We start from the raw sequence: 23,299 nt of genomic DNA on the forward strand, positions 1-23,299 counted from the left end.
CGTCCGTGCAGACCGCCGGCCGCCGCCGACATCACGGCCCAGGAGCCTCCCGCCGCCGGCTGGCGCTGACATCCTTCGGCGCTTGCGCGCCGGGCGCCGCGGGCGCGGCGTCAGTTGTGCGTGGCAAGGCCATCATGGCAACGACGGTGGCGCTGGTCCCGGGTCGCCCCCAGAGTGTCGCCGTCAAGGTGAATTCCGTGCGGACGAAATGCGTCTGTTCGGTTTCCAGTCGCTGCATCCAGCCCATGCAAGGTGCGTCGTCACGAAAGCACAGGGCGGCCCACCCCCGGTCGAGCTTGCGCTGAGGCGGCAACGACCAGGCATATTGGAGACGGAACGGCCGTCCGTAAAAAGGATGATCGGGGCTATAAAACGCCGTCGCGAACGCCAGACTGTCGTCACCGCTCACAGCTGGCAGGGGTGTCGCCGCGAGGGCATGCCATTGCCGGGTCAGTTCCTCGGCCGCGAGCCGGTAGAAATGCCGGCCCTCCTTGTAGCCCTCGGTATTGCGGTAGATCGAATGGAACGGCGCGGCCGCGACCGTGACCACGGACAGCAGCAGCAGCACTACGGCGAGATTGACCGTATCGAACCGATCGACCGCGAACGACGTGGCGATCACGACGGCCACGACGACGAAAAACAACCCCTGCAGATGCCATAGCGCCGGCAGGTCGGCGCCGAGCGCGACGCCGACGACCACCGGCAGCACCACCGTGCCGGCGAACACCAGCAGCAGCAGGCGAGGCGCGGCTTGCATGCGCCGCAAATCATCGCCAAACCGGCGCAGGCTCGCCCGGATCATCAGCAGCCATGCAAAGGCCGGCGCGATGAAGTAGGCGACAATGCCGAGCAGGAACTTGCTGGCCTCCTGCACGGCGAGCCACTGCCCGCGCCCGGTATGCCCGGTCTCCGCATAGGTGAACGGCGCAAAGTCGCTCGCCACAAGCCAGTGCAGATGCGGTGCCAGGACCAGCAGGCCGGCAACGGTCGAAAGCCACGGCGCCCACGACGTGAAGTAGGCCCGCCGCTGCGGATGCAGAACGGCGGCCACCACGAACCCGCCGATCAGGAAGACCGAATAGTATTTGCCGAGCATGGCGAGCGCCGCGCAGATGCCGGCGGCGACAGCCCAGCGCACGCTGCGCGGTGTCTCGTAGGAGCGCAGGAAGCAATAGGCCGCCAGCGGCCACAGCACCAGCAGGACACTGTTGGCGTTGAAGCGTTGCGCATGGAAATGATAGGCCGGCACCAGCATCAGCAGCAGCAGCACGATGATGCGTTTGTCGCCGCGCACATAGCGCCGCGCGATCAGGTCCACCACCCACAGCGCGAGTGCCGCGTTGATCATGGCCAGCAGGTGAAACGACCAGTCAGCGAGCGGAAAGAGTTGCGACCAGAGATACGCAATCCAGCCCATCAGCGGCGGGTGCTTGGGATTGCCCCATTCGAACGTCCGCCCGACCGACCAGGTCTCCAGGACATCAGGGTGCAGGTCGGCATTGACGTAGGCGAGAGTCAGGAATCCCATCCAGACGGCAACAAAGATGACAAGCAGGAGCGGGATTGCCCACCCCGCCTCGATGCCATCGAGCCATGCCTCAAACGGCCGTCGCCAGGCCACGCGCGAGCGTGGCAGCGCCGTCGGCGAGGTCGCCGAGGTCCCAACGTTTGAAGTCACGAAAGAGCCGTCCCAAAAGATTAACGCCCGGTAAGGTTGTGTATGATTGTGTCCCGCACAGGGCAAGCCGGACCGGCTCAAAATCATCCAACTTTGTTAAAATTCAAAGAGCCCAAGATTTCATCAAGCTGACAAGGTCATGCCGGACTGGCACCGGAGCCGCCCAGCCAGGCCGACAACGCGGCGCCGACCGCCTCCGGTCGCTCGACCGGGGCGAGATGACCACAATCCGGAACGACGGCAAGGCGAGCCCCGGGGATTGCATCGGCGATCTCGACCGACAGGGCCTTCCGCAACACCGCGTCCTGTTCCGCCGCCAGCACCAGTGTCGGACAGGAAATGGCAGCAAGGCCGGGGCGGGAATCCGGCCGGGCGATGATCGCCGTCTGGTTGTTGACGAAGCCCGCGGCCCCGACATCGTCCCCCATGTCGTGCACGAGACGCAGCAGCGCCGCGTCGGTGACCCGCGCCGGGTGGACGAAGCTCGGGAAGATCATGTCGAGCACCTCGTGCAGGCGGCCGTCGCGGGCGAGCTGCATCTGCTGGTGGCGGCGCGCTGTCGCCTCCGGCGTATCGGGACGCGCCGAGGTGTTGAGCAGCGCCAGCTTCGCGACACGCTCGGGCGCCTGCCGCATGATCTCGAAGGCGATGTAGCCGCCCATCGAATGACCGGCGAGTGCAAAGCGCGCAGGCGCCTCGCGCAGGATGCGCGCGGCGATGGCGCCGATGCTGTCGTCCCGGACATGACTGGCGACCATGACCGGGCCGGCCTGCCACAGCACTGGCATCACCGCGGCATAGATACGGGACGACGACGCCAGCCCCGGCACCAGGACGAGCGGCAGACGGTCAGTCATGATGATCTCCCCCGCCGCGATCGCGACAGCGCCTCGACTGTCATGCGACGCCGCGCGTGCGTCCCTGCCAGTACGGCGCCCGGAGCGCCTTGCGGTCGATCTTGCCGAGCCCGGTCACCGGCACGCTGTCGACGACGTCGATGGTCTTGGGTGACCATGGCGCACCGCGCTTGTCCTTCACATGGGCCTGCAGCTCGGCGACATCGACGGTGCAGCCGGGCTTGGGCACAACAAATCCCTTCACGGCCTCGCCCCACTTGTCGTCGGGAATGCCGATCACCGCCGCCGACGCCACTGCCGGATGCGACATCAGCGCATCCTCGACCTCGCGCGGATAGATATTGAAGCCCCCGGAGATGATCATGTCCTTGGTGCGGTCGACGATATAATAGTAGCCGTCCTCGTCCATCACCGCGACGTCGCCGGTGTGCAGCCAGCCGCCGCGCAGCGTCTCCTCGGTCGCATCCGCGCGCTTCCAGTAGCCGTCCATCACCAGCGAGCCGCGCACGCAGATCTCGCCGGGCTCGCCGACCGCGACCTCCCGCATTTCGGAATCGAACAGTTTCACGTCCAGCATCGGATTGGCGCGGCCGCAGGAGCCAAGCCGGCGCGGCTTGGCCGGATCATGATCGATCTTGCGCAGCGTGGTGATGACCTGCGGTGCCTCGGTCTGACCGTAGAGCTGCACGAACACCGGGCCGAAGATCGCCATGCCCTCGCGCAGACGGTCCGGCGACATCGGCGCCGCGCCATAGACGATCATGTCGAGGGACGAAAAATCGAAACGCCGCCGCAACTCGGTGTTGTCGATCAGGGCATAGATCAGCGTCGGCACCAGGAAGGTCGCGGTGATCCGCTCATCCTGCACGGTGCGGGCATAGACCTCCGGCTCGAACCCCTGCACCAGGCGCGAATAGCCGCCGCGCAGCATCACCGGAAACAACGTGACGCCCGCGGCATGGCTGATCGGGGTCGCCGCGAGGAAGCGGATCTCGGGCGGCCAGTCCCAGTCAGCGAACAGTGTCAGCGTCATCGCCACCAGCGACCGATGCGGCAGCATCACGCCCTTGGAGCGGCCGGTGGTGCCGCCGGTGTAGGCAAGGAAGGCGATCGCATCGTTGTCGCCGGCATCCGCCAGCGGCGCCGGTTCAGCCACCGCGGCCTCGGCGAGGATGTCGCGCACGCCCTCCATCGCGCCGAACGAGGCGAGATGCTTCAGCCGCGGCGACCGCTGCTGGATCGCGCGGCCGCGCTCGCCGAATTTGGCGGCCTCCACGATCAGGAGGTCGATCTCGGCGTCGTCGACGATGAAGGCCTGGTCGTCTTCCGCGGCCATCGGATGCAGCGAGGTGTAGCGCGCCCCCATCACCATCGCGGCGCAGATCGCCGCCCAGCTCTCGACCCGGTTACTGGCCAGCACCGAGACCGCGCTGCCCTTGCCAAGGCCCATGGCGCGATAAACGGTGATGAAGCGGCCGACGGCATCTCCGAGCTCGCGATAGCTCCAGCGCGTGGTGGCATCGGCGATGGCCGGCCGGTCGCCGTAGCGGGTGATCGCGGTGATGATGAGTCCCCCCATCGTTCCGCCCGTATGCAGCCGATCCATGGTGTGCGTCGCTCCCTGTGCGGCTTGTTTTTCCGTTTTGGCCGATCGCCGCGGAACCGCAGCTTAATGCGACCTACCTCGCTGTCAAACTTCAGGAAAACGGCCGAAAAGTTGCCGTTTTGCATGTGAATCCCTGCTCGGGGCCTTTGACGCGGCCCACCGCTCGGGCTATGGGATGCGCTCATGACCCAATCTGAAAACGCTGCTGCCTGGCCGGACCATAAACCGACCGCGCTCCTTGTGCTCGCCGATGGCACGGTGCTGGAGGGCTTTGGCCTCGGTGCCGAAGGCTCCGCCGTCGGTGAAGTCTGTTTCAACACCGCGATGACCGGTTATGAGGAGATCCTCACCGACCCGTCCTATGCGGGGCAGATCATCACCTTCACCTTCCCCCACATCGGCAATGTCGGCACCAATGAGGAGGACATCGAGGCGCTGAACATGGCGGCGACGCCGGGCGCCCGCGGCGTGATCCTGCGCGCCTCGATCACCGATTCGTCGAACTACCGCGCCGTGAAGCATCTCGACCAGTGGCTCAAGGCCCGCGGCATTGTCGGCCTCGCCGGCATAGACACCCGCGCGCTGACCGCCCTGATCCGCACCAAGGGCATGCCCAATGCCGTGATCGCCCATTCTCCGGACGGCAAGTTCGACCTGCGGGCGCTGAAGGAAGAAGCCCGGGAATGGCCGGGCCTCGTCGGCATGGACCTCGTGCCGATGGTGACCAGCGGCCAGCGCTTCACCTGGGACGAGACGCCCTGGCAATGGCAGGAGGGCTACGGGCGCCTGGACAAGCCCGAGTTCAACGTGGTCGCCATCGACTACGGCATCAAGCGCAATATCCTGCGCCTGCTCGCCGGCGAGGGCTGCAATGTGACGGTCGTTCCCGCCACCACATCGGCCGAGGAAATCCTGGCGCTGCAGCCGGACGGCGTGTTCCTATCGAACGGCCCCGGTGACCCGGCCGCCACCGGCGAATATGCCGTGCCGGTGATCCGTCAGGTCATCGCGTCGGGCCTGCCGACCTTCGGCATCTGCCTCGGCCACCAGATGCTCGGCCTCGCCGTCGGCGGCAAGACCATGAAGATGCACCAGGGGCACCATGGCGCCAATCATCCGGTCAAGGATCTGACCACCGGCAAAGTCGAGATCACCTCGATGAATCACGGCTTCGCAGTCGACAAGACCACGCTGCCGGACAACGTCGTCCAGACACACATTTCGCTGTTCGACGACAGCAATTGCGGCATCGCGCTGAAAGACAAGCCGGTGTTCTCGGTGCAGTACCACCCCGAGGCATCGCCCGGTCCGCGCGACTCGCACTACCTGTTCCGCCGCTTCGCCGACCTGATGCGCCAGCGCAAGAGCGCCTGAGCACGGCCCGATATCGTCAGATGACAACGCCCCCGGATCGCGGGCGTTGTCTTTTCTGCGGCACGGTGGGTTCAACTGCGCCGTGCGGCGCCCGTCAGGCTGCGTTGTCGCCTTCCTGACGACTGGCCTCGAACAGAAACCAGGTGCGCCGCTCCGTGGCGTCGATGAAGTTCTCGAGGATGCTGGTGGTGGCGCAATCGCCGTACTTGTCGGCGACCTCGTGCGCCTTGCGCAGCGCCACGGTGAACGCCTTGTTGTCGGCCATCAATTCGCGCAGCATTTCACGCGGCGGCACATAGGCCTCGTCATTGTCCTTCACACCGGTGAGGCGGGCGAGATGCCCGACCGAACGCAGCGTGGTGCCGCCGATCTTGCGGACCCGCTCGGCAATGTCGTCGATGCCCGCGAAGATCGCGTCAGCCTGCTCGTCGAGCAGCAGATGGTAGTCGCGGAAATGCCGACCACTGACATGCCAGTGGAAATTCTTGGTCTTGATATAGAGCGCGAACGAATCCGCAACCAGCGGATTGAGAGCCGCGGAAATCCTCTCGACCGCCTCGGCCGACAGATCCGTGGGGGTATCGAGCTCGGCAGCGACCTTTTTGGCAGTTTTGCTCACGGCTGACCTTCCTGTTAGGAATTCGTTAAGGCTGAAGCATTCAGGGATGCAATGGACACGTCGCGTGGGACCGGATAACGCGTGGTCGGCGCACAGGTTCCGGCTTCCGGAACCGCCCAGACGGCGTGGACCGCCGCAGCGTGACGATCGGAAAGAGCAAACCGTTGAAAGCCGGAAGGTTCCATTGGCCGCTCAGGAGCGCCGGGCCGGACAGCACGGTGCCGGAGCGCCGCCATGGATGACTGGATCGATTATTACGACTCCACCCACACGATCTATGTCAGCAAGCTGCATCGCGACCTGCACTTCAGCATCATCGCCGACGACATCATCGGCTACATCTCCTCAAAGGACGCCGTCGTCCTCGACTACTCCTGCGGCGAGGCGACCTCGGCGGCGCGGGTCGCGGAGCGCTGCAGCCGCCTGATCCTCGCCGAGCCGGCGCCGGGTGTGCGCGGTCGCCTGATCGCGCGGTACGCGCGCAACCTCAACGTCAAGGTGCGGTCGCTGGAGGAGCTACGCTATCTCGACGACAACTCGATCGACCTGGTGGTGATGATCTCGGTGGCCCAGTACATGACGCCGGCCGAGCTCGACAGCGCCTTCGCGGTGGTACGCCGGCTGCTGAAGCCGGCTGGCCGGTTCATCCTCGGCGATATCCTGCGCCCTGACGTCAGCGCCGCGACCGACGTCATAGCTCTGCTGCGGATGGCTCGCGCCCACGGCTTCCTCAGAGATGCCCTGATCGGGCTGATGCGCACCTACCTCTCGGACTACTGGCAATTGCGCAGTCAGGTCGGCCTGCAGCGCTATTCCGAGCAGGAGATGCTGGCGAAGCTGGCAGCTGCCGGCTTTTCCGCATCACGCGCCCACGCCAATGTCGGTCACAACCCCTCGCGCATGACCTTCGTGGCCAGGCACGCCTTCTGATCGCACCGCAATAGCGACCCAATATTGACGCTGGCATCGACACCGCCGTGACCAGGGGGCGGCAGACGCGCTGGCCTCCACTCCTTCCAGCTCAGCATGCCGGCAGCGCCCCGCCGTCAGGCCGGACTCATGCGCGACTGTGATTGCTGCGCGTCAGGCGCGTCATCGAACGTGCACTCGGCCAACGCCAGACGATCGACATCGCGTGCCGCCGCGGCGAGAACGGCGTCCAGCAATCCGGGAAAGCGCGCCTCGAGATCGTCACGCCGCAGGCTCATGTAGCGGGCCGTGCCTTCGAGACGGACACGGATCACGCCGGCCTCACGCAGCCGGCCGAAGTGGTAGGCGAGGTTCGACTTCGCTCCGACCCCGCTGAAGTCACCGCACCGCAGCTCCGCGCCGTCCCGTTCATGCTGCGCAAGGCCGTGAACGATCGCCAGACGCGTCGGATCGCCGAAACAATCCAGCACGGTCGGCAGCTCGAGCTGCTCGCGGGTGGGGTGGGCCAGAATCTTCATGGGACGATCATAGCTGGGCTGCTGCCTAGCGACAATGTTCAATACTAATTGAACTAATTGACATTGAGCCACTACTGCTTCATTGTTCAATAAATTTTGAACTTTGGAGTGCAGGATGGCGCGCCTGTTCTGGCTGGCCTTGGCCGCTTTCGCGATCGGTACCGAGAGCTTCATGATCACCGGGCTGCTGCCGGCGATATCAGCCGATCTCGGCGTATCCGTCTCGGCCGCGGGCCAGTTCGTGACAGCCTTTGCCTTCAGCTATGCAATCGGCTCGCCGGTGCTCGCCACGCTGTTCAACGATGTCGACCGCAAGGCCATGCTCGGGATCGCGCTCGGCGGCTTCATCTTTGGCAACCTGCTCGCGGCCTGCGCCGGCGGCTATGGCGCGCTGATGGCCGCACGCATCCTCATGGCCCTGTCGGCGGCGCTGTGCATGCCCGCCGCCAATGCGGTGGCGGTAGCGATCGCACCGGAGCACCAGCGTGGCCGCGCCATCGCCATCGTCAGTTCCGGCCTGACGGTAGCCACCGCGCTCGGCGTGCCGCTCGGCACCCTGATCGGCCATGCCACGAACTGGCGAACGATGTTCGTGCTGGTCGCGGCACTCGGCCTTGTGGCGCTTGGCGGGCTGCTGTGGGGCCTGCCGCGCGGGCTGCCGCGGGTCACGGCAACACTATCGCAGCGCCTCGCCGTCGCGCGGCAGCCATCGGTGCTTCGAGCGCTGCTGGTAACGGTGCTGTGGGGCACCGCAGGCTTCACGGTCTTTCCCTATCTCGCGCTCGTGCTCGGCACGGTCGGACTCGACACCGCCGGCGTCAGCCTCGCCCTGTTCCTGTTCGGCTCGGCCGCTGCCATCGGCAACATGCTGGGCGGGGTCCTGGTCGATCGTATCGGGGCGCCCCGCACCAGCGCGATCGCACTCACCGGCGTCATGACGGCGCTGATGCTGGTCTCGGTCATCCTGCACGCCCTGCCCGCGACCACCGCCTGGATCGCGCTGCTGGTGGTGATGCTGCCCTGGGGCATCTCCGGCTGGGCCTTCCATCCCGCACAGTCGGCCAAGCTCGTGGCACTCGTTCCCACGGCCCCGATGATCGCGCTGTCGCTCAATGCCTCGGCCATGTATCTCGGCTTCGCGCTGGGCAGCCTGAACGGCGGCCTCGTCGTCTCCGCCCTGTCGGTGCAGGATCTTGGCTGGGCCGGAGGTGACTTTGCCGCCGCCGGCCTGGCGCTGCTGGTCGCGTTCGGCGGGTTCCGCCAAACGCTCGGGCAGCAAATCCCCGGTTGATGGGGACTTTAATCCCCTTCCCCACCCCCGGAATCTGGTCTAAAGACACCCCGCGCGAGGCACTGTCTTGGCGCCTGCCAAAGGACGCGCGAGGAGCGCGCCCTTTTTTTGTGCCCGGTTTCTGCCCGCGTGAAGCGTGCCAGGTTGCGCTTTATCCTATTGTCAAAGCATGATTTTTCGGAAGTGCCCTGCAGTTCCGGACCATGCTGGTGTGAGACGCGATGCCCAAACGAACAGACATTTCGACGATCCTGATCATCGGCGCCGGTCCCATTGTGATCGGCCAGGCCTGCGAGTTCGACTATTCCGGAACCCAGGCGGTCAAGACGCTGAAGGAAGAGGGCTACCGTATCGTCCTGGTGAATTCCAACCCGGCGACGATCATGACCGATCCGGAGCTGGCGGACGCCACCTACATCGAGCCGATCACGCCCGAGATCGTCGCGAGGATCATCGAGAAGGAGCGCAACGTCGTTCCCGGTGGTTTTGCGCTGCTGCCGACCATGGGCGGCCAGACCGCGCTCAACTGCGCGCTGTCGCTGCGCAAGCAGGGCACGCTGGACAAGTTCAATGTCGAGATGATCGGCGCCACCGCCGACGCTATCGACAAGGCCGAGGACCGCGGCCGCTTCCGTGAGGCGATGACCAAGATCGGGCTGGAAACGCCGCGCTCGACCCAGACCAAGACGCTGCCCGACGCGCTGCGCGCCCTCGACTATATCGGCCTGCCCGCGATCATCCGTCCGTCCTTCACCATGGGCGGCACCGGCGGCGGCATCGCCTACACCAAGGCGGAGTTCATCGAGATCGTCGAGCGCGGCATCGATGCCTCGCCGACCAGCGAAGTGCTGATCGAAGAGTCCGTGCTCGGCTGGAAAGAGTACGAGATGGAGGTCGTCCGCGACAAGAAGGACAACTGCATCATCGTCTGCTCGATCGAGAACCTCGATCCGATGGGCGTGCACACCGGCGACTCCATCACGGTCGCGCCGGCGCTGACGCTGACCGACAAGGAATACCAGATCATGCGCGACGCATCGCTTGCGGTGCTGCGCGAGATCGGCGTCGAGACCGGCGGCTCGAACGTGCAGTTCGGCGTCAATCCGGCCGATGGCCGCCTCGTCGTCATCGAGATGAATCCGCGCGTGTCGCGCTCCTCGGCGCTGGCGTCGAAGGCGACCGGGTTCCCGATCGCCAAGGTCGCGGCCAAGCTCGCGGTCGGCTACACCCTCGACGAGATCGCCAACGACATCACCGGCGGCGCGACCCCGGCATCGTTCGAGCCGACCATCGACTACGTCGTCACCAAGATTCCGCGCTTCGCGTTCGAGAAATTCCCCGGCGCGAGCCATACCCTGACCACGTCGATGAAGTCGGTCGGCGAGGTCATGGCGATCGGCCGCACCTTCCAGGAAAGCCTGCAGAAGGCGCTGCGGGGCTTGGAGACCGGTCTCACCGGCCTCGACGAGATCGACATCGACGGCCTCGGCAAGGGCGACGACAAGAACGCCATCCGCGCCGCGCTCGGCACGCCAACGCCGAACCGCCTGCTGCAGGTCGCGCAGGCGATGCGGCTGGGCTGGACCAACGAGGAGATCTTCGCATCCTGCAAGATCGACCCCTGGTTCCTCGATGCCATCCGCGGCATCGTCGACGCCGAAGCCAAGGTGCGCGCCCACGGGCTGCCCGGCAACGCGTTCGCGATGCGCTCGCTGAAGGCCATGGGCTTCTCGGACTCACGCCTCGCCGTGCTCGCGGGCAAGAGCGAGGCCGAGGTCAAGTCGCTGCGCCGCACGCTCGGCGTCCGCCCGGTGTTCAAGCGCATCGACACCTGCGCCGCCGAATTCGCCTCGCCCACCGCCTACATGTACTCGACCTATGAGGCGCCGTTCGCCGGCCAGACCGCCGACGAGAGCGCGCCGAGCGATGCCAAGAAGGTCGTGATCCTCGGCGGCGGCCCGAACCGCATCGGCCAGGGCATCGAGTTCGACTATTGCTGCTGCCATGCCTGCTTCGCGCTGCATGACGCCGGCTACGAGACCATCATGATCAACTGCAATCCGGAGACGGTGTCGACCGACTACGACACCGCCGACCGGCTGTACTTCGAGCCGCTCACCGCCGAAGACGTGCTGGAGATCATCGACACCGAGCGCTCCAACGGCACGCTGCATGGCGTGATCGTGCAGTTCGGCGGCCAGACTCCGCTGAAGCTCGCGCGCGCGCTCGAAGACGCCAAGGTGCCGATCCTCGGCACCTCGCCCGACGCCATCGACCTCGCCGAGGACCGCGACCGCTTCAAGCGTGTCCTCGACAAGCTGCACCTCAAACAACCCAAGAACGGCATCGCCTATTCGGTCGAGCAGGCGCGCCTGGTGGCCGGCGATCTCGGCTTCCCGCTGGTGGTGCGCCCGTCCTACGTGCTCGGCGGCCGCGCGATGCAGATCATCCGCGAGGAAGGCCAGCTCGGCGACTACCTGCTCGGCACCCTGCCCGAGCTCGTGCCCGCCGACGTCAAGGCGCGCTATCCCAACGACAAGACCGGGCAGATCAACACCGTGCTCGGCAAGAACCCGCTGCTGTTCGACCGCTATCTGTCGGACGCCATCGAGGTCGACGTCGATTGCCTGTGCGACGGCAAGGACACCTTCGTCGCCGGCATCATGGAGCACATCGAGGAAGCCGGCATCCACTCCGGCGACAGCGCCTGCGCGCTGCCGCCGCACTCGCTCGACCCGGCGACCCTCGCCGAGCTCGAACGCCAGACCCGCGCGCTGGCGCTCGGTCTCGACGTCGTCGGCCTGATGAACGTGCAGTACGCCATCAAGGATGGCGAGATCTACGTGCTCGAGGTCAATCCGCGCGCCTCGCGCACGGTGCCGTTCGTCGCCAAGGTGGTCGGCATGCCCGTCGCCAAGATCGCATCGCGCCTGATGGCCGGCGAGAAGCTCGCCGATTTCAGGCTCAGGCCGGCGAAGCTCAACCATGTCGGCGTCAAGGAATCCGTCTTCCCGTTCGCCCGCTTCCCCGGCGTCGATACCGTGCTCGGCCCGGAGATGCGCTCGACCGGCGAGGTGATGGGCCTCGACCGCTCGTTCGCTGTGGCCTTCGCCAAGAGCCAGCTCGGCGGCGGCACCCGCGTGCCGCGCTCCGGCACCGTGTTCGTCTCGGTGCGCGAGGACGACAAGACCCGCATTCTCGACGCCGTCCGCCTGCTGGTCGGGCTCGGCTTCCGGGTGCTGGCGACGTCGGGCACGCAGCGCTTCCTCGCCGACAACGGCGTGCCGGCCGAGAAGGTCAACAAGGTGCTGGAAGGACGGCCGCATATCGTCGACGCCATCACCAACGGTGACGTCCAGCTCGTCTTCAATACCACCGAGGGACCGCAGGCTCTGGCTGACAGCCGTTCCCTGAGGCGAGCTGCCCTCTTGCATAAAGTACCGTACTACACCACTCTTTCCGGGGCCGTGGCGGCCGCGCAGGGAATCCGCGCCTATCTCGGCGGAGATCTCGAGGTCCGCACACTGCAAAGCTATTCTTCCGACCTCTAGTGTCCCCAAACCGGCACCGCGCGCATGCGTCAGGGCCGACGGGACAGGGATCCGGAAGACGGACGGCTGGTCGGGGCATGCGGGGTCGTTGCACGGTCACGGCAGCATTCATCCGCCCGACACGACGCTGATCCGGCCCAAATGGCCTGCGATCAGGCCATGATCTGCTGGAACCAGTAGAGTGAGGCTGTGTTCCCTTTCAGCGCTCGCCCCCATCCCGGGGCAGAGCACAATGTGATGTTTCGTGCATCGGCAGCCCGTCGGCCCCGCGCACGAAAACCAAGGACGACGACGAATGGTTGAGAAAGTTCCCATGACCCAGGCCGGACATACTGCCCTGGAGGAAGAACTGAGGCAGCGTCAGCAGGTTGAGCGCCCGCGCATCATCGAGGCTATCGCCGAAGCGCGCTCCCATGGCGACCTGTCGGAAAATGCGGAATACCACGCCGCCAAGGAAGCCCAGTCGCACAACGAAGGCCGCATCGCCGAGCTCGAGGACAAGCTCGCGCGCGCCGACGTCATCGACGTCGCCAAACTGTCCGGCGATACGATCAAGTTCGGCGCCACTGTGACGCTGATCGATGAGGACACCGAGAAGAAGGCGGTGTGGCAGATCGTCGGCGAGCCCGAAGCCGACGCCAAGAAGGGCCGCATCTCGATCACCTCGCCGCTGGGGCGTGCGCTGATCGGCAAGACCAAGGGCTCATCCGTCGAAGTGATGGCGCCCGGCGGCGCCAAGGCCTACGAGATCGCCAACGTGGAGTGGCGGTAACCTGCAAGTTACCTGATGGACATCGCTCTCCGTCATGCGTCGAGCCGCAGCCTTCGGGCTGCGGCTTTTTCGTGTGTTGCGGTACGCACATAACTCTTCGTGATCGGAGCGCTTTCCAGCCGGGCCGCGCCGCCGGTTGTATTGCACCGCGCAGTCCGTGCATGGAATAAAGCCGTGAGCTCGGCCTTAGCCCCAGAAGGGGTACTGTCGAGTTCGACACGATTAAATTCCATGACGCCAAACACTGGGGGATCAGAATGGCTTTGGACACTATCGCAGCATCGTGGGCGCCACGCGTGCTCAGCCTCCTACGCATCGTTACTGGACTTCTATTTCTGCAGTACGGCATCGCGAAGCTGTTCAAATGGCCGCCGATTCCGATGTTCGAAAAGGTCGAGCTGTTTTCGCTCTATGGCCTCGCCGGAAGTCTCGAACTCGTTGGCGGCATCCTGCTGGTTCTCGGTCTCTTCACGCGTCCGGTGGCGTTCATCGTCAGCGGCGAAATGGCGTTTGCCTATTTCATGGGGCACGCGCCGCGCGCGTTCCTGCCGATCCTGAACAATGGCGGCCAGGCGATCCTGTTCTGCTTCATCTTCCTCTACCTCGCATGCGCAGGTGGCGGAGCGTGGAGCGCCGACGCCGCAATCCGCAACAAGGCCTGACAAAGCCAACGCGCGCTTTGGCGCGCCTCGAATGACATGCACCGCGCCGTGGACGCCCTCCGCGGCGCGGTTTTTGTTTCAGGGCGTGGTGGCGCGCCGCCCCTGTGCCGGCTGCAGCTTCATTTCCAGCGGCACCGCCGCCGCGTTCTTGGAGTTATGCAGCACCAGCGATGTCCGGACGTTGCGCACATGCGGCGCCGCGGTCAGATGCGAGACGAAATGCTGAAAGGTCGCCATATCGGGCGCCACGCATTTCAGGATGAAATCGACCTCGCCCGACAGCATCCAGCACTCGCGCACCAGCGGCTCGCCGCGCACGAACTGCTCGAAGGCCCGCAGGTCTGCTTCCGCCTGGCTGGAGAGATGGACCGAAGCGAACACGGTCACATCGAAGCCCAGCCGATGAGGATCCAGCAGGCCGCGATAGCCCTGGATGTAGCCCGCGTCCTCCAGTGCCTTCACACGGCGCAGACAGGGCGGAGGCGATATGCCGACGCGCTTGGCCAATTCGACATTGGTAATTCGGCCATCGGCCTGAATTTCATGGAGAATTTTCAGATCGATCTCGTCGAGACCCTTGGACACGGACGCAGGATTCCTCAATTGGCGCGACAGCCGACGGGAGCTGTCAGCCTTTCATACCGCAGTGCCACCTCGTTTGTGAAATTTTATTGCGCCAAAGCGCGCGAGTAAATTGTGACAGCCGACATATGACAACTGCGTCAGAAAATCGGTGGAAATGGGTTGCATAACTTGCATGGCTGCCCAGATAACCTAAGATGAAATTTGCTGTTTTTGATGCATCGCAGCCACCTTTCTGAGCAGTTTCTGCCTCCCCGCGAACACACCGCATCTGGGGAGCGAGGATGGATCCATGTCTTCTGCTAACGCGCCTGCCGCCCACTCGTCCGCTTCCCAAGCCGCCTCCCAAGCCACCCACGCCAAGGTGGTGATCATCGGCTCCGGGCCTGCTGGCTACACGGCGGCGATCTACGCGGCACGCGCGATGCTCGAACCGATCCTGATCCAGGGCATCCAGCCCGGCGGCCAGCTCACCATCACCACTGACGTCGAGAACTATCCGGGCTTTGCCGACGTGATCCAGGGCCCGTGGCTGATGGAGCAGATGGAGAAACAGGCGACCCACGTCGGAACGCGGATCGTCACCGACCATGTCAACAAGCTGGAGCTGGGCCACCGCCCGTTCCGCATCACCTGCGACTCCGGCGACGTCTATCTCGCCGAGACCGTCATCCTGGCGACCGGCGCGCAGGCGCGCTGGCTGGGCCTGCCCTCGGAGGAAACCTATAAGGGCTTTGGCGTATCGGCCTGTGCCACCTGCGACGGCTTCTTCTACCGCGGCAAGCAGGTGTTCGTCGTCGGCGGCGGCAACACTGCCGTCGAGGAAGCGCTGTTCCTCACCAATTTCGCTTCGCAGGTCACGCTGGTGCACCGTCGCGATACGCTGCGCGCCGAGCGCATCCTGCAGGACCGCCTGTTCAAGCACCCCAAGATCAAGGTGATCTGGGACACCGCGATCGAGGAGATCCGCGGCGAGCAGAACCCGTCGAAGGTCACCCACATCCGCCTGAAGAATCTGAAATCCGGCGCAGTCACCGACCTGCCGGCGGACGGCGTCTTCGTCGCCATCGGACATGCGCCGGCGACCGATCTGGTCGCGGGCCAGCTCAAACTCAAACCGTCGGGCTATGTCGAGATCGCCCCGCACTCGACTGCCACTTCGGTCCCCGGCGTCTTCGCCGCCGGAGACGTTGCTGACGAAACCTACCGGCAGGCGGTGACCGCCGCCGGCCTCGGCTGCATGGCCGCTCTGGAAGCGGAGCGTTTCATCCATGCCACCGCGGCCGAGCGCGCCGCCGCCGAGTAGGCCGAACAGACGGAACAGTTTGATGCCTCAGAATCGTCACGGATCGACTTCGATGGATTGGGACAAGCTCAAGGTATTTCATGCTGCGGCAGAAGCCGGCAGCTTCACCCATGCCGGCGAGCAACTCGGGCTGTCGCAGTCCGCGGTATCCCGTCAGGTCAGCGCGCTGGAGCAGGAGCTCGCCGTCTCGCTGTTTCACCGCCACGCCCGCGGTCTCATCCTGACCGAACAGGGCGACCTGCTGTTTCGCACGGCGCATGACGTGTTCATGCAGCTGCAGGCCGCCCGCGCCAAGCTGACGGACAGCCGCGAACGCCCGAGCGGCGAACTGAAAGTGACGACCACGCCGGGCGTCGGCATCAATTGGCTGATCCCGCGGCTCGGCGAGTTCACCTCGCTCTATCCCGAGATCCGCGTGCAGCTGATGGTCACGGACGAAGAGCTCGACCTGTCGATGCGCGAGGCCGATGTCGCCATCCGTACCCGCAAGCCGACCCAGCCCGACCTGATCCAGCGCAAGCTGTTCTCGATCGGCTTTCATGCCTACTGCTCGCCGGAATACATCAAGCGCTTCGGCACGCCGCGCACCCTCGACGACCTCGACAACCATCGCATCATCATCCTCAGCGATTCCCAGGTTCCGTCGCATCTGCAAAACCGTGCATGGCTGATCGAGGCCGGCCGCAACGGTTCCGGCCCGCGCGAGCCCTACTTCAAGGTCAACAACATCCTCGGCCTGCTGCGCGGCTGCCAGCAGGGGCTCGGCATCGCCGCCCTGCCCGACTATCTCGTCGATGAAAACAGCCGCCTGGTGCAGCTGTTCGGCGAAGCCGATTCGATCCAGCTCGACACCTACTTCGTCTATCCCGAGGAGCTGAAAACCGTTGCCCGCGTGCAGGTTTTCCGTGACTTCGTGGTGAGCAAGGCGCAGCGCTGGCCATCATGATCCTGTGATCGCTCCCGCAAACTCCGCATGACTGACATGCGGAGTGGGCTGTTGCCGCATCACGCGAACAGGAATCAAATGCGCTTACTGAATGCTTGCGGTTGCGCATCGTCCCCCTCCTCCAGTGACCGCTGGACTTCAGCTATCCCTCTTGGAAGGTGATTGTGTCGGCCTCTCATGGCCATAACTGTCCAGCCGGGCTCGCAAGAGTCCGGCTTTTTCTTTTGCGGTGCCGCGTCTGACGACTGTGAAATCACCGGCGCCTGGACGCCCGGCGATGACACCGGACGCTCACGCCCGATGTCAGTTTGTTGCTCGGTGTGATCGCGGCGTGGAACGCCGCATGCCATCACAGGCGCAGCCGAGCCAACCGCAGGGCATTGGCGATGACGCTGACCGACGACAGCGCCATGGCGGCAGCGCCGACCATCGGGGACAACAGCAAGCCGAACAGCGGATAGAGCACGCCGGCCGCGACGGGAACACCGGCGGCGTTGTAGACGAACGCAAACGCCAGGTTCTGCCGGATGTTGCGCATGGTCGCGTGCGACAGCGTCCGTGCCTGCACGAGGCCGTTGAGATCGCCGCGGAGCAGCGTGATGCCCGCGCTTTCGATCGCGACATCCGTACCGCCCCCCATCGCAATACCGACGTCGGCGCTCGCCAGTGCGGGGGCGTCATTGATGCCGTCGCCGACCATTGCGACCCGCCGGCCTTCGGCCTTGAGCCGCTCTACCACGGCGCCCTTGCGTTCAGGCAGCACGCCGGCCTCGACCTCATCGATGCCGAGGGTTCTGGCCACCGCCTGCGCGGTCGCCGCATGATCGCCGGTCAGCATGATGATCCGCAGGCCCTCCCTGCGCAGCGCATCGAGTGCCGCCCGCGCGCCCGCCTTGACCGGATCGGCAATGGCGATGGTCCCCGCCGCCACTCCATCGATCGCGGCATAGATCACGGTCGCGCCGGCCTCGCGCCGCTCCCGCGCGCGCGGCTCGAGCGCTCCGACATCCACACCGGATTCGGCCATCAGCATCGCATTGCCAAGCAAAACGCGATGGCCGTCGACCTCACCCGAAGCCCCCTTGCCGACAGGCGACTGGAAATTCCGGACATCGCCGAGCGTGAGCTTGCGAGCGTCAGCTTCGGCGAGCACCGCTCGCGCCAGCGGATGCTCGCTGGCACGTTCGACACTGGCGGCAAGCCGCAGCAGCTCGGTCTCCGTGCCATCCCGCGCGACGACAACGGCCACCACCTTCGGCTTGCCCTCGGTCAGCGTGCCAGTCTTGTCGAGCACCAGCGTGTCCACGGCCTCCATGCGCTCCAGCGCGTCGGCATCGCGGATCAGGATACCTGCGCGCGCGCCGCGCCCGACGCCGACCATGATCGACATCGGCGTCGCGAGGCCAAGCGCGCAGGGACAGGCGATGATGAGCACGGTTACGGCGGCGACGAGGCCAAAGGACAACCGCGGCTCCGGCCCGAACACGGCCCACGCCAGGAACGCGATCACGGCCACCGCGATCACGGCCGGGACAAACCAGCCCGCCACCCGATCGGCGAGGCGCTGGATCGGCGCGCGCGACCGCTGCGCCCGCGCCACCATGTCCACGATCCGCGCCAGCATGGTGTCGCGGCCGACCTTCTCCGCCCGCATCACCAGGCCGCCGCTCTGATTGAGCGTGCCGCCGATCACCGCTGCACCTTCCCCCTTGCCGACCGGCATCGCCTCGCCCGTCACCATCGATTCATCGATGTTCGAGCGCCCCTCGACAATGACGCCGTCGACAGGAATGGTTTCGCCGGGGCGCACCCGCAGCAGGTCGCCGACGGCGATCGCCTCCAGCGACACGTCCTCATCGCCGCTGCTGGTGATCCGGCGTGCCAGCTTCGGCGCGAGCCCGAGCAGCGCCTTGATCGCACCTGACGTGCGCTCGCGGGCGCGCAACTCCAGCACCTGCCCCAACAGCACGAGCACGGTGATGACCGCCGCCGCCTCGAAATAGACGGCGACCGCGCCATGGTGATCGCGAAACGCATCGGGAAACACCTGCGGCGCGAGCGTCGCGACCACGCTGTAGAGCCAGGCCACGCCCGTCCCCATGGCGATCAGCGTGAACATGTTGAGATGCCCGGTCTGCAGCGAGCGATAGCCGCGCGCGAAGAACGGCGCTCCGGCCCATGCCACCACCGGCGTCGCCAGCGTCAGCAAGACCCAGTTGGCATAGGGCGCGGGGAGGATGGACACGCCGGCAAGATGCGCGGCCATATCGATCACCGCGACGGGAATCGTCAGCGCCAGCGCGATCCAGAAGCGACGGGTCATGTCCACCAGTTCAGGATCCGGCTTGTCGTCGAGCGTCACCAGCTCAGGTTCGAGCGCCATGCCGCAGAGCGGGCATGCGCCGGGGCCGACCTGACGCACCTCCGGATGCATCGGACAGGTGTAGATCGCATCCTCTGCGACGGGCTGGGCAGTTGGCGCCGGCCGCTTCGGCGCCGGCGGTGTACGCGCCAGATAAGTCTCCGGAGCTGCCTCGAACTTGCTGCGGCAACCGGCCGAGCAAAAAAAGTAATCCTGGCCGCGATAGCTGAAGCCATGCTTTGCCTTCGCCGGATCGACGCTCATGCCGCAGACGGGGTCAATCGCCCGCACCGTCTCGCGACCGTCGTCATGGCCATGATGACGGTGACTGCCGTGATGATGCGTGTGGTCATGCTGGCAGCATGTCGGGGAAGGCGGGGCAACCGCCGCTTCGGCATGATCGCCATGGCCGCAGCCGGCCCCCTCACTCTTCCCTGACGTCGACATTTCGCACTCCTTCGGCGCTACGCACCGCCTGCATCACGGGCTTGAACTTTATACCCCATGGGGGTATATAAAGGCCATGCGCACCGAGATCAAGTCATCGTGCCTGAAGCGCCTCAAGCGCATCGAAGGGCAAATCCGCGGCCTCGCCGGAATGGTGGAGGACGACCGCTACTGCATCGATATCGTCACGCAGATCGCCGCGGCACGTGCGGCCCTGCGCCGGGTCGAGGAAGAGGTGCTGCGCGATCACGTCGCGCATTGCGTCGAGCATGCGATCCATTCAGGCGACAAGGCGGATCAGCGACGCAAGATCGCAGAGCTGATGGACGTGATCAGCCGCGCCGACCGCTAACGCAGCGCCATGCGAGCTTGAGTTCCATCGCCGCGACTCTACGTCGGCGTGTTTCCTGAAGGATGTTCGCGCCGACCCTGCAAATTATGACGGCAATCAGCTGACCATCGCGCAAACTATTTACCTTGTTGCTTATTGGTTTTGTCCACGACCGATCTATTTACCTCAGGTTACGCAGTTCCCCGTAAGCCCGAATGTTGAGACAAACGGGCGCGGATATCCATGTTCAAGGTCTACAACTGCATCGTCACAGCTCACGATCTCTCTCTCGTGGCGCTCGCAGCCGTCATCTGCGCCATAGCTTCGTTTGCCGCTGTCAACCTGCTTCGTCACGCGCGCAGCTCCAAGGGCCGCATGCGCGATGTGTGGCTTGCCGTGGCGGCGATCTCGACGGGATCCGGCATCTGGGCGACGCACTTCATCGCGATGCTGGCCTTCAGTCCCGGCATTCCGAACCGTTACAACATCATCCTCACGGTCGCCTCGCTGGTCATGGCGATGCTGCTGACCGGCGCCGGACTTGCGGTGTCGCTGCTGCCGAACCGGCGCCTCGCTCCGTGGATGGGCGGCGCCGTCGTCGGCGGCGGCATCGCAGCCATGCACTACACCGGCATGGCAGCGTTCGAGATCCAGGGCCTCATCCTGTGGGACAGGACGCTCATCGCGCTCTCCATCGCGCTTGGTGCGGTGATCGGCGCGACCGCAATGCCGGTCGCCCTGCACGCCACGACGCAGCTGCGAAAGGCTGCCGGCGCCCTGCTGCTGACCCTTGCTATCGTCAGCCATCATTTCACCGCGATGGGCGCCGTCGCGATCATTCCGGATCCGACCATCCCAATCTCGGAGCTCGCCATCCCCAACGGCTGGCTGGCTGCCGGTGTCGCGGTCGCGAGCTTCAGCATCATGCTGCTGGCGATGGCTGGGGTCGCGCTCGATATCCATGACCGGCGCCGTTCGGAACTGGAATCCGACCGCATGCAGAGTCTCGCCAACGCTGCCGTCGAGGGCCTCGTGCTGACCAGCGGCAGCGCCATCATCACCGTCAACAACAGTTTTGCGCGACTGTGCGGCTACGATCTCGATGAGCTCGCCCACAACAGCCTCTCGATTTGCTTCCCCGACGTGACCCTGCAGACCCGGCTGCTGTCGACGTCCGACCAGCCGATCGAAACCGAACTGCGCCACCGCAGCGGTTCCGTGCTGCCGGTGGAGGTGATCCTGCGACCGATGAACTATGGCGGACGGCCGCACCATGTCATCGCCGTGCGCGACCTGCGCGCCCGCAAGGAAGCGGAGCGGCACATCCGCTACCTCGCCCACCACGACGCGCTGACGTCGCTCCCCAACCGCAGCCACTTCAACACTCGCCTCGATCAGGAAATCACCCTCGCTCTCGCGCGCGGCGAGCGGCTGGCCGTGCTGTGCCTCGATCTCGATCGCTTCAAGGAAATCAACGACCTGTTCGGCCATGCCGCGGGCGACAAGGTGCTGCAGACAGTCGCCTCGCGCGTGACCGCACTGCTTGGCGAACGGCAGATGATGGCGCGGCTCGGCGGTGACGAATTCGCGATCCTGGTGCCGGAGCTGACCAGCCCTTCGGCTGCGGGCCGGCTTGCTGAGGCCGTGCTCGACGCTCTGCGCCAGGAGGTGAACAATTCGGATGCCGACGGCATCCTGTGCAGCATCGGCATCGCGCTGTGTCCTGACGATGCGCGGGACCGCGAAAGCTTGCTCACCCACGCCGACACGGCGCTGTATCGCGCCAAGAGCGAGGGACGCTCGACGTTCCGCTTCTTCGAGGCCAAGATGGGCGTCGAAGTGCGTGACCGCCGCGAGCTCGAACACGACCTGCGCCACGCCACCGCCCGCGGCGAACTGCGGCTGGTCTATCAGCCCCAGCAGGACATCGAGAGCCAGGAAGTCACCGGCTTCGAGGCATTGCTGCGATGGCAGCACCCGCAACGCGGCTCAGTGTCGCCGGCCACCTTCATCCCGATCGCCGAGGAAACCGGCGCCATCCTCGAGATCGGCACCTGGGTGCTGCGCGAGGCCTGCAGCGAAGCGGCGTCCTGGTCGCGGCCGCTGACGGTCGCCGTCAATGTCTCGGCAGTGCAGATCCACAGCCCGAACTTCTCACAAACGGTGCATCAGATCCTGCTTGAGACGGGCCTGTCGCCCGGGCGGCTCGAGATCGAGATCACCGAGACGGCGCTGGTGCGCGACCTCAACCGCGCGCTGACCACGCTGCGCCAGATCAAGGCGCTCGGCATCCGCATCGCCATGGACGATTTCGGCACCGGATATTCGTCGCTGTCCAACCTGCGCGCATTCCCGTTCGACAAGATCAAGATCGACCGCTCGTTCATCACCTCGGTCAACGCCAACGAGCAGGCCGCGACCATCGTGCGTGCCGTGCTTGGCCTCGGCCGTGGCCTCGGACTGCCGGTGCTGGCCGAGGGCGTCGAGACCAGCGACGAACTGTCGTTCCTGCGCAGCGAGCACTGCGACGAAGTGCAGGGCTACCTGGTCGGCAAGCCGTCGGCGATCGATGTCTTCCGCAACCTCACCCATGACGAGCCGAACGGCGACGACGCAGAGCAGCCGGCGAGCGCTGCGGTCCGCGTCGCCTGACCAGCCAGACCCCCACGAACGAAAAACGCGCGAGACCCGCGCGTTTTATCTGGCGAATTGCGGCGGGAGGGAAAGCGGGTCAGGCCGCCTGCTTGTGCATTGCGCCGGCACTCGACGCCATGCCGCGGATGGCCTTCACCGACCGCTCGATCGCAGACCACAACCGGTTGATCTCAGTGGCCGCACGCCCCTCGGCGTTATATTCGCGTGCGCCCTCGCCATGGGCCAGCGCCAGCAGCAGATCGGCGCGATTGGTGACCTGCCCGCTCCACACCGGAGCCCGGAACTTGGACAGCGCTTCGCGCGCGAGCGTGACGATCGGGCTTTCCTGATCGTTGCGCAGCGCAGGCGCACCATTGATCACGACGGCATAGGGCTTGCGTGCCGAGCGGCAGGTGGAAATCGTCTCCTGCACGGCGTCGATGTCGAAGACGCCCGGACGCGCCGGGATCACGACCATCGTCGCGCAACTGATGGCGTCCTCGACGACCGCAGAGGTGTTCGGGGGCGTGTCGATGAACACCCATTCGAAGCCATTGCGCTTCGCCGCGGCCACCAGCTCGCTGACCGAGCGCGAGGCCGTGCGGATCGGCGGCTCGTTGGTGCCGCGCAGCTTCTGCCACAGGGTGAGCGATCCCTGCGGATCGGCATCGATCAACAGGCAGGGCTTCGATGTCTTATGCACATGGGCCGCAAGATGCGCGGCGAGAGTACTCTTGCCTGAGCCTCCCTTACGCGAAGCAAAAACAATGACGTTCATAGCTTGGCCTCCAGATTGACCCCAGGGCCGAAAAATGAATCAAAATTTTGAT

The 23,299-nt window shown here is 65.4% G+C and carries 18 protein-coding genes; 10 read left to right on the top strand and 8 right to left on the bottom strand.

Annotated features, from left to right (window positions below; translation table 11 throughout):
* Positions 1 to 31 precede the first annotated feature (31 nt).
* The 3 genes from AB4Z37_RS02415 to AB4Z37_RS02425 are packed head-to-tail and all read right to left on the bottom strand — an operon-like array spanning position 32 to position 4,144.
* Complete coding sequence (locus AB4Z37_RS02415) at positions 32 to 1,768, bottom strand: glycosyltransferase family 39 protein (protein ID WP_441515072.1); 1,737 nt, start codon at positions 1,766 to 1,768, stop codon at positions 32 to 34.
* A gap of 50 nt (positions 1,769 to 1,818) precedes the next feature.
* Positions 1,819 to 2,538, bottom strand: coding sequence for an alpha/beta fold hydrolase (locus tag AB4Z37_RS02420; protein ID WP_441515073.1), 720 nt, complete (start codon positions 2,536 to 2,538; stop codon positions 1,819 to 1,821).
* Positions 2,539 to 2,578: 40 nt separating this feature from the next.
* A complete protein-coding gene (locus AB4Z37_RS02425) occupies positions 2,579 to 4,144 on the bottom strand; it encodes an AMP-binding protein (RefSeq protein WP_441515074.1) in 1,566 nt (521 codons plus the stop codon).
* Between the two features lie 183 nt (positions 4,145 to 4,327).
* On the opposite strand from AB4Z37_RS02425, the gene carA reads away from it, so the two are divergent.
* Positions 4,328 to 5,518, top strand: a complete 1,191-nt coding sequence (gene carA / locus AB4Z37_RS02430) for a glutamine-hydrolyzing carbamoyl-phosphate synthase small subunit (RefSeq protein ID WP_441515075.1) — start codon at positions 4,328 to 4,330, stop codon at positions 5,516 to 5,518.
* 94 nt (positions 5,519 to 5,612) lie between these two features.
* Here the strand turns inward: carA and AB4Z37_RS02435 are convergent, their stop codons facing one another.
* Positions 5,613 to 6,137: a Dps family protein gene (locus AB4Z37_RS02435; protein ID WP_441515076.1), complete on the bottom strand. Its 525-nt coding sequence runs from the start codon at positions 6,135 to 6,137 to the stop codon at positions 5,613 to 5,615.
* A 234-nt stretch (positions 6,138 to 6,371) separates the two neighbouring features.
* On the opposite strand from AB4Z37_RS02435, the gene AB4Z37_RS02440 reads away from it, so the two are divergent.
* Positions 6,372 to 7,067, top strand: coding sequence for a class I SAM-dependent methyltransferase (locus AB4Z37_RS02440; RefSeq protein WP_441515077.1), 696 nt, complete (start codon positions 6,372 to 6,374; stop codon positions 7,065 to 7,067).
* Positions 7,068 to 7,183: 116 nt separating this feature from the next.
* Here AB4Z37_RS02440 and AB4Z37_RS02445 read toward each other — a convergent pair whose 3' ends face one another.
* Positions 7,184 to 7,585 carry an ArsR/SmtB family transcription factor gene (locus tag AB4Z37_RS02445; RefSeq protein ID WP_441515078.1) on the bottom strand — a complete coding sequence of 134 codons (402 nt, stop codon included), beginning with the start codon at positions 7,583 to 7,585 and terminating at the stop codon, positions 7,184 to 7,186.
* A 115-nt stretch (positions 7,586 to 7,700) separates the two neighbouring features.
* Here AB4Z37_RS02445 and AB4Z37_RS02450 point away from each other — a divergent pair, with 115 nt between their 5' ends.
* The 4 genes from AB4Z37_RS02450 to AB4Z37_RS02465 all read left to right on the top strand — a co-directional run bounded on the left by AB4Z37_RS02450 (position 7,701) and on the right by AB4Z37_RS02465 (position 13,861).
* Positions 7,701 to 8,876 (top strand): MFS transporter, encoded by a 1,176-nt coding sequence (locus tag AB4Z37_RS02450; protein WP_441515079.1) that lies wholly within the window; start codon positions 7,701 to 7,703, stop codon positions 8,874 to 8,876.
* A 221-nt stretch (positions 8,877 to 9,097) separates the two neighbouring features.
* Positions 9,098 to 12,427, top strand: coding sequence for a carbamoyl-phosphate synthase large subunit (gene carB, locus AB4Z37_RS02455; protein WP_441515080.1), 3,330 nt, complete (start codon positions 9,098 to 9,100; stop codon positions 12,425 to 12,427).
* Between the two features lie 295 nt (positions 12,428 to 12,722).
* The gene (greA, locus tag AB4Z37_RS02460) at positions 12,723 to 13,199 is read left to right on the top strand and encodes a transcription elongation factor GreA (RefSeq protein ID WP_441515081.1); all 477 of its coding nucleotides are present in this window, start codon (positions 12,723 to 12,725) and stop codon (positions 13,197 to 13,199) included.
* Between the two features lie 257 nt (positions 13,200 to 13,456).
* Entirely contained in the window at positions 13,457 to 13,861 is a 405-nt protein-coding gene (locus AB4Z37_RS02465; RefSeq protein ID WP_441515082.1) for a DoxX family protein, read from the top strand.
* A 78-nt stretch (positions 13,862 to 13,939) separates the two neighbouring features.
* Here AB4Z37_RS02465 and AB4Z37_RS02470 read toward each other — a convergent pair whose 3' ends face one another.
* The gene (locus AB4Z37_RS02470) at positions 13,940 to 14,446 is read right to left on the bottom strand and encodes an Lrp/AsnC family transcriptional regulator (RefSeq protein ID WP_441515083.1); all 507 of its coding nucleotides are present in this window, start codon (positions 14,444 to 14,446) and stop codon (positions 13,940 to 13,942) included.
* Between the two features lie 289 nt (positions 14,447 to 14,735).
* Between AB4Z37_RS02470 and trxB the strand changes: the two genes are divergently transcribed.
* Positions 14,736 to 15,749: a thioredoxin-disulfide reductase gene (gene trxB / locus AB4Z37_RS02475; protein ID WP_441515084.1), complete on the top strand. Its 1,014-nt coding sequence runs from the start codon at positions 14,736 to 14,738 to the stop codon at positions 15,747 to 15,749.
* Positions 15,750 to 15,801: 52 nt separating this feature from the next.
* A complete protein-coding gene (locus AB4Z37_RS02480) occupies positions 15,802 to 16,695 on the top strand; it encodes a LysR family transcriptional regulator (protein ID WP_441515085.1) in 894 nt (297 codons plus the stop codon).
* 349 nt (positions 16,696 to 17,044) lie between these two features.
* On the opposite strand, the gene AB4Z37_RS02485 is transcribed toward AB4Z37_RS02480, so the two are convergent.
* Complete coding sequence (locus AB4Z37_RS02485) at positions 17,045 to 19,504, bottom strand: heavy metal translocating P-type ATPase (RefSeq protein WP_441515086.1); 2,460 nt, start codon at positions 19,502 to 19,504, stop codon at positions 17,045 to 17,047.
* A 76-nt stretch (positions 19,505 to 19,580) separates the two neighbouring features.
* Here AB4Z37_RS02485 and AB4Z37_RS02490 point away from each other — a divergent pair, with 76 nt between their 5' ends.
* Both AB4Z37_RS02490 and AB4Z37_RS02495 read left to right on the top strand, forming a co-directional pair.
* Entirely contained in the window at positions 19,581 to 19,856 is a 276-nt protein-coding gene (locus AB4Z37_RS02490; protein ID WP_441515087.1) for a metal-sensitive transcriptional regulator, read from the top strand.
* Positions 19,857 to 20,078: 222 nt separating this feature from the next.
* Entirely contained in the window at positions 20,079 to 22,487 is a 2,409-nt protein-coding gene (locus AB4Z37_RS02495; protein WP_441515088.1) for an EAL domain-containing protein, read from the top strand.
* 79 nt (positions 22,488 to 22,566) lie between these two features.
* Here AB4Z37_RS02495 and AB4Z37_RS02500 read toward each other — a convergent pair whose 3' ends face one another.
* The gene (locus AB4Z37_RS02500) at positions 22,567 to 23,247 is read right to left on the bottom strand and encodes an AAA family ATPase (RefSeq protein WP_441515089.1); all 681 of its coding nucleotides are present in this window, start codon (positions 23,245 to 23,247) and stop codon (positions 22,567 to 22,569) included.
* Positions 23,248 to 23,299: the final 52 nt, after the last annotated feature.

This window comes from Bradyrhizobium sp. 2TAF24 (assembly GCF_052115025.1).
GTDB lineage: Bacteria > Pseudomonadota > Alphaproteobacteria > Rhizobiales > Xanthobacteraceae > Bradyrhizobium_A.

What these genes read in the sequence shown, in the direction of transcription:
- AB4Z37_RS02415 (WP_441515072.1), bottom strand. Translation starts at nt 1,768, where the DNA reads ATGATTTTGAGCCGGTCCGGCTTGCCCTGTGCGGGACACAATCATACA.
- AB4Z37_RS02420 (WP_441515073.1), bottom strand. Translation starts at nt 2,538, where the DNA reads ATGACTGACCGTCTGCCGCTCGTCCTGGTGCCGGGGCTGGCGTCGTCG.
- AB4Z37_RS02425 (WP_441515074.1), bottom strand. Translation starts at nt 4,144, where the DNA reads ATGGATCGGCTGCATACGGGCGGAACGATGGGGGGACTCATCATCACC.
- carA (WP_441515075.1), top strand. Translation starts at nt 4,328, where the DNA reads ATGACCCAATCTGAAAACGCTGCTGCCTGGCCGGACCATAAACCGACC.
- AB4Z37_RS02440 (WP_441515077.1), top strand. Translation starts at nt 6,372, where the DNA reads ATGGATGACTGGATCGATTATTACGACTCCACCCACACGATCTATGTC.
- AB4Z37_RS02445 (WP_441515078.1), bottom strand. Translation starts at nt 7,585, where the DNA reads ATGAAGATTCTGGCCCACCCCACCCGCGAGCAGCTCGAGCTGCCGACC.
- AB4Z37_RS02450 (WP_441515079.1), top strand. Translation starts at nt 7,701, where the DNA reads ATGGCGCGCCTGTTCTGGCTGGCCTTGGCCGCTTTCGCGATCGGTACC.
- carB (WP_441515080.1), top strand. Translation starts at nt 9,098, where the DNA reads ATGCCCAAACGAACAGACATTTCGACGATCCTGATCATCGGCGCCGGT.
- greA (WP_441515081.1), top strand. Translation starts at nt 12,723, where the DNA reads ATGGTTGAGAAAGTTCCCATGACCCAGGCCGGACATACTGCCCTGGAG.
- AB4Z37_RS02465 (WP_441515082.1), top strand. Translation starts at nt 13,457, where the DNA reads ATGGCTTTGGACACTATCGCAGCATCGTGGGCGCCACGCGTGCTCAGC.
- trxB (WP_441515084.1), top strand. Translation starts at nt 14,736, where the DNA reads ATGTCTTCTGCTAACGCGCCTGCCGCCCACTCGTCCGCTTCCCAAGCC.
- AB4Z37_RS02480 (WP_441515085.1), top strand. Translation starts at nt 15,802, where the DNA reads ATGGATTGGGACAAGCTCAAGGTATTTCATGCTGCGGCAGAAGCCGGC.
- AB4Z37_RS02485 (WP_441515086.1), bottom strand. Translation starts at nt 19,504, where the DNA reads ATGTCGACGTCAGGGAAGAGTGAGGGGGCCGGCTGCGGCCATGGCGAT.
- AB4Z37_RS02490 (WP_441515087.1), top strand. Translation starts at nt 19,581, where the DNA reads ATGCGCACCGAGATCAAGTCATCGTGCCTGAAGCGCCTCAAGCGCATC.
- AB4Z37_RS02495 (WP_441515088.1), top strand. Translation starts at nt 20,079, where the DNA reads ATGTTCAAGGTCTACAACTGCATCGTCACAGCTCACGATCTCTCTCTC.
- AB4Z37_RS02500 (WP_441515089.1), bottom strand. Translation starts at nt 23,247, where the DNA reads ATGAACGTCATTGTTTTTGCTTCGCGTAAGGGAGGCTCAGGCAAGAGT.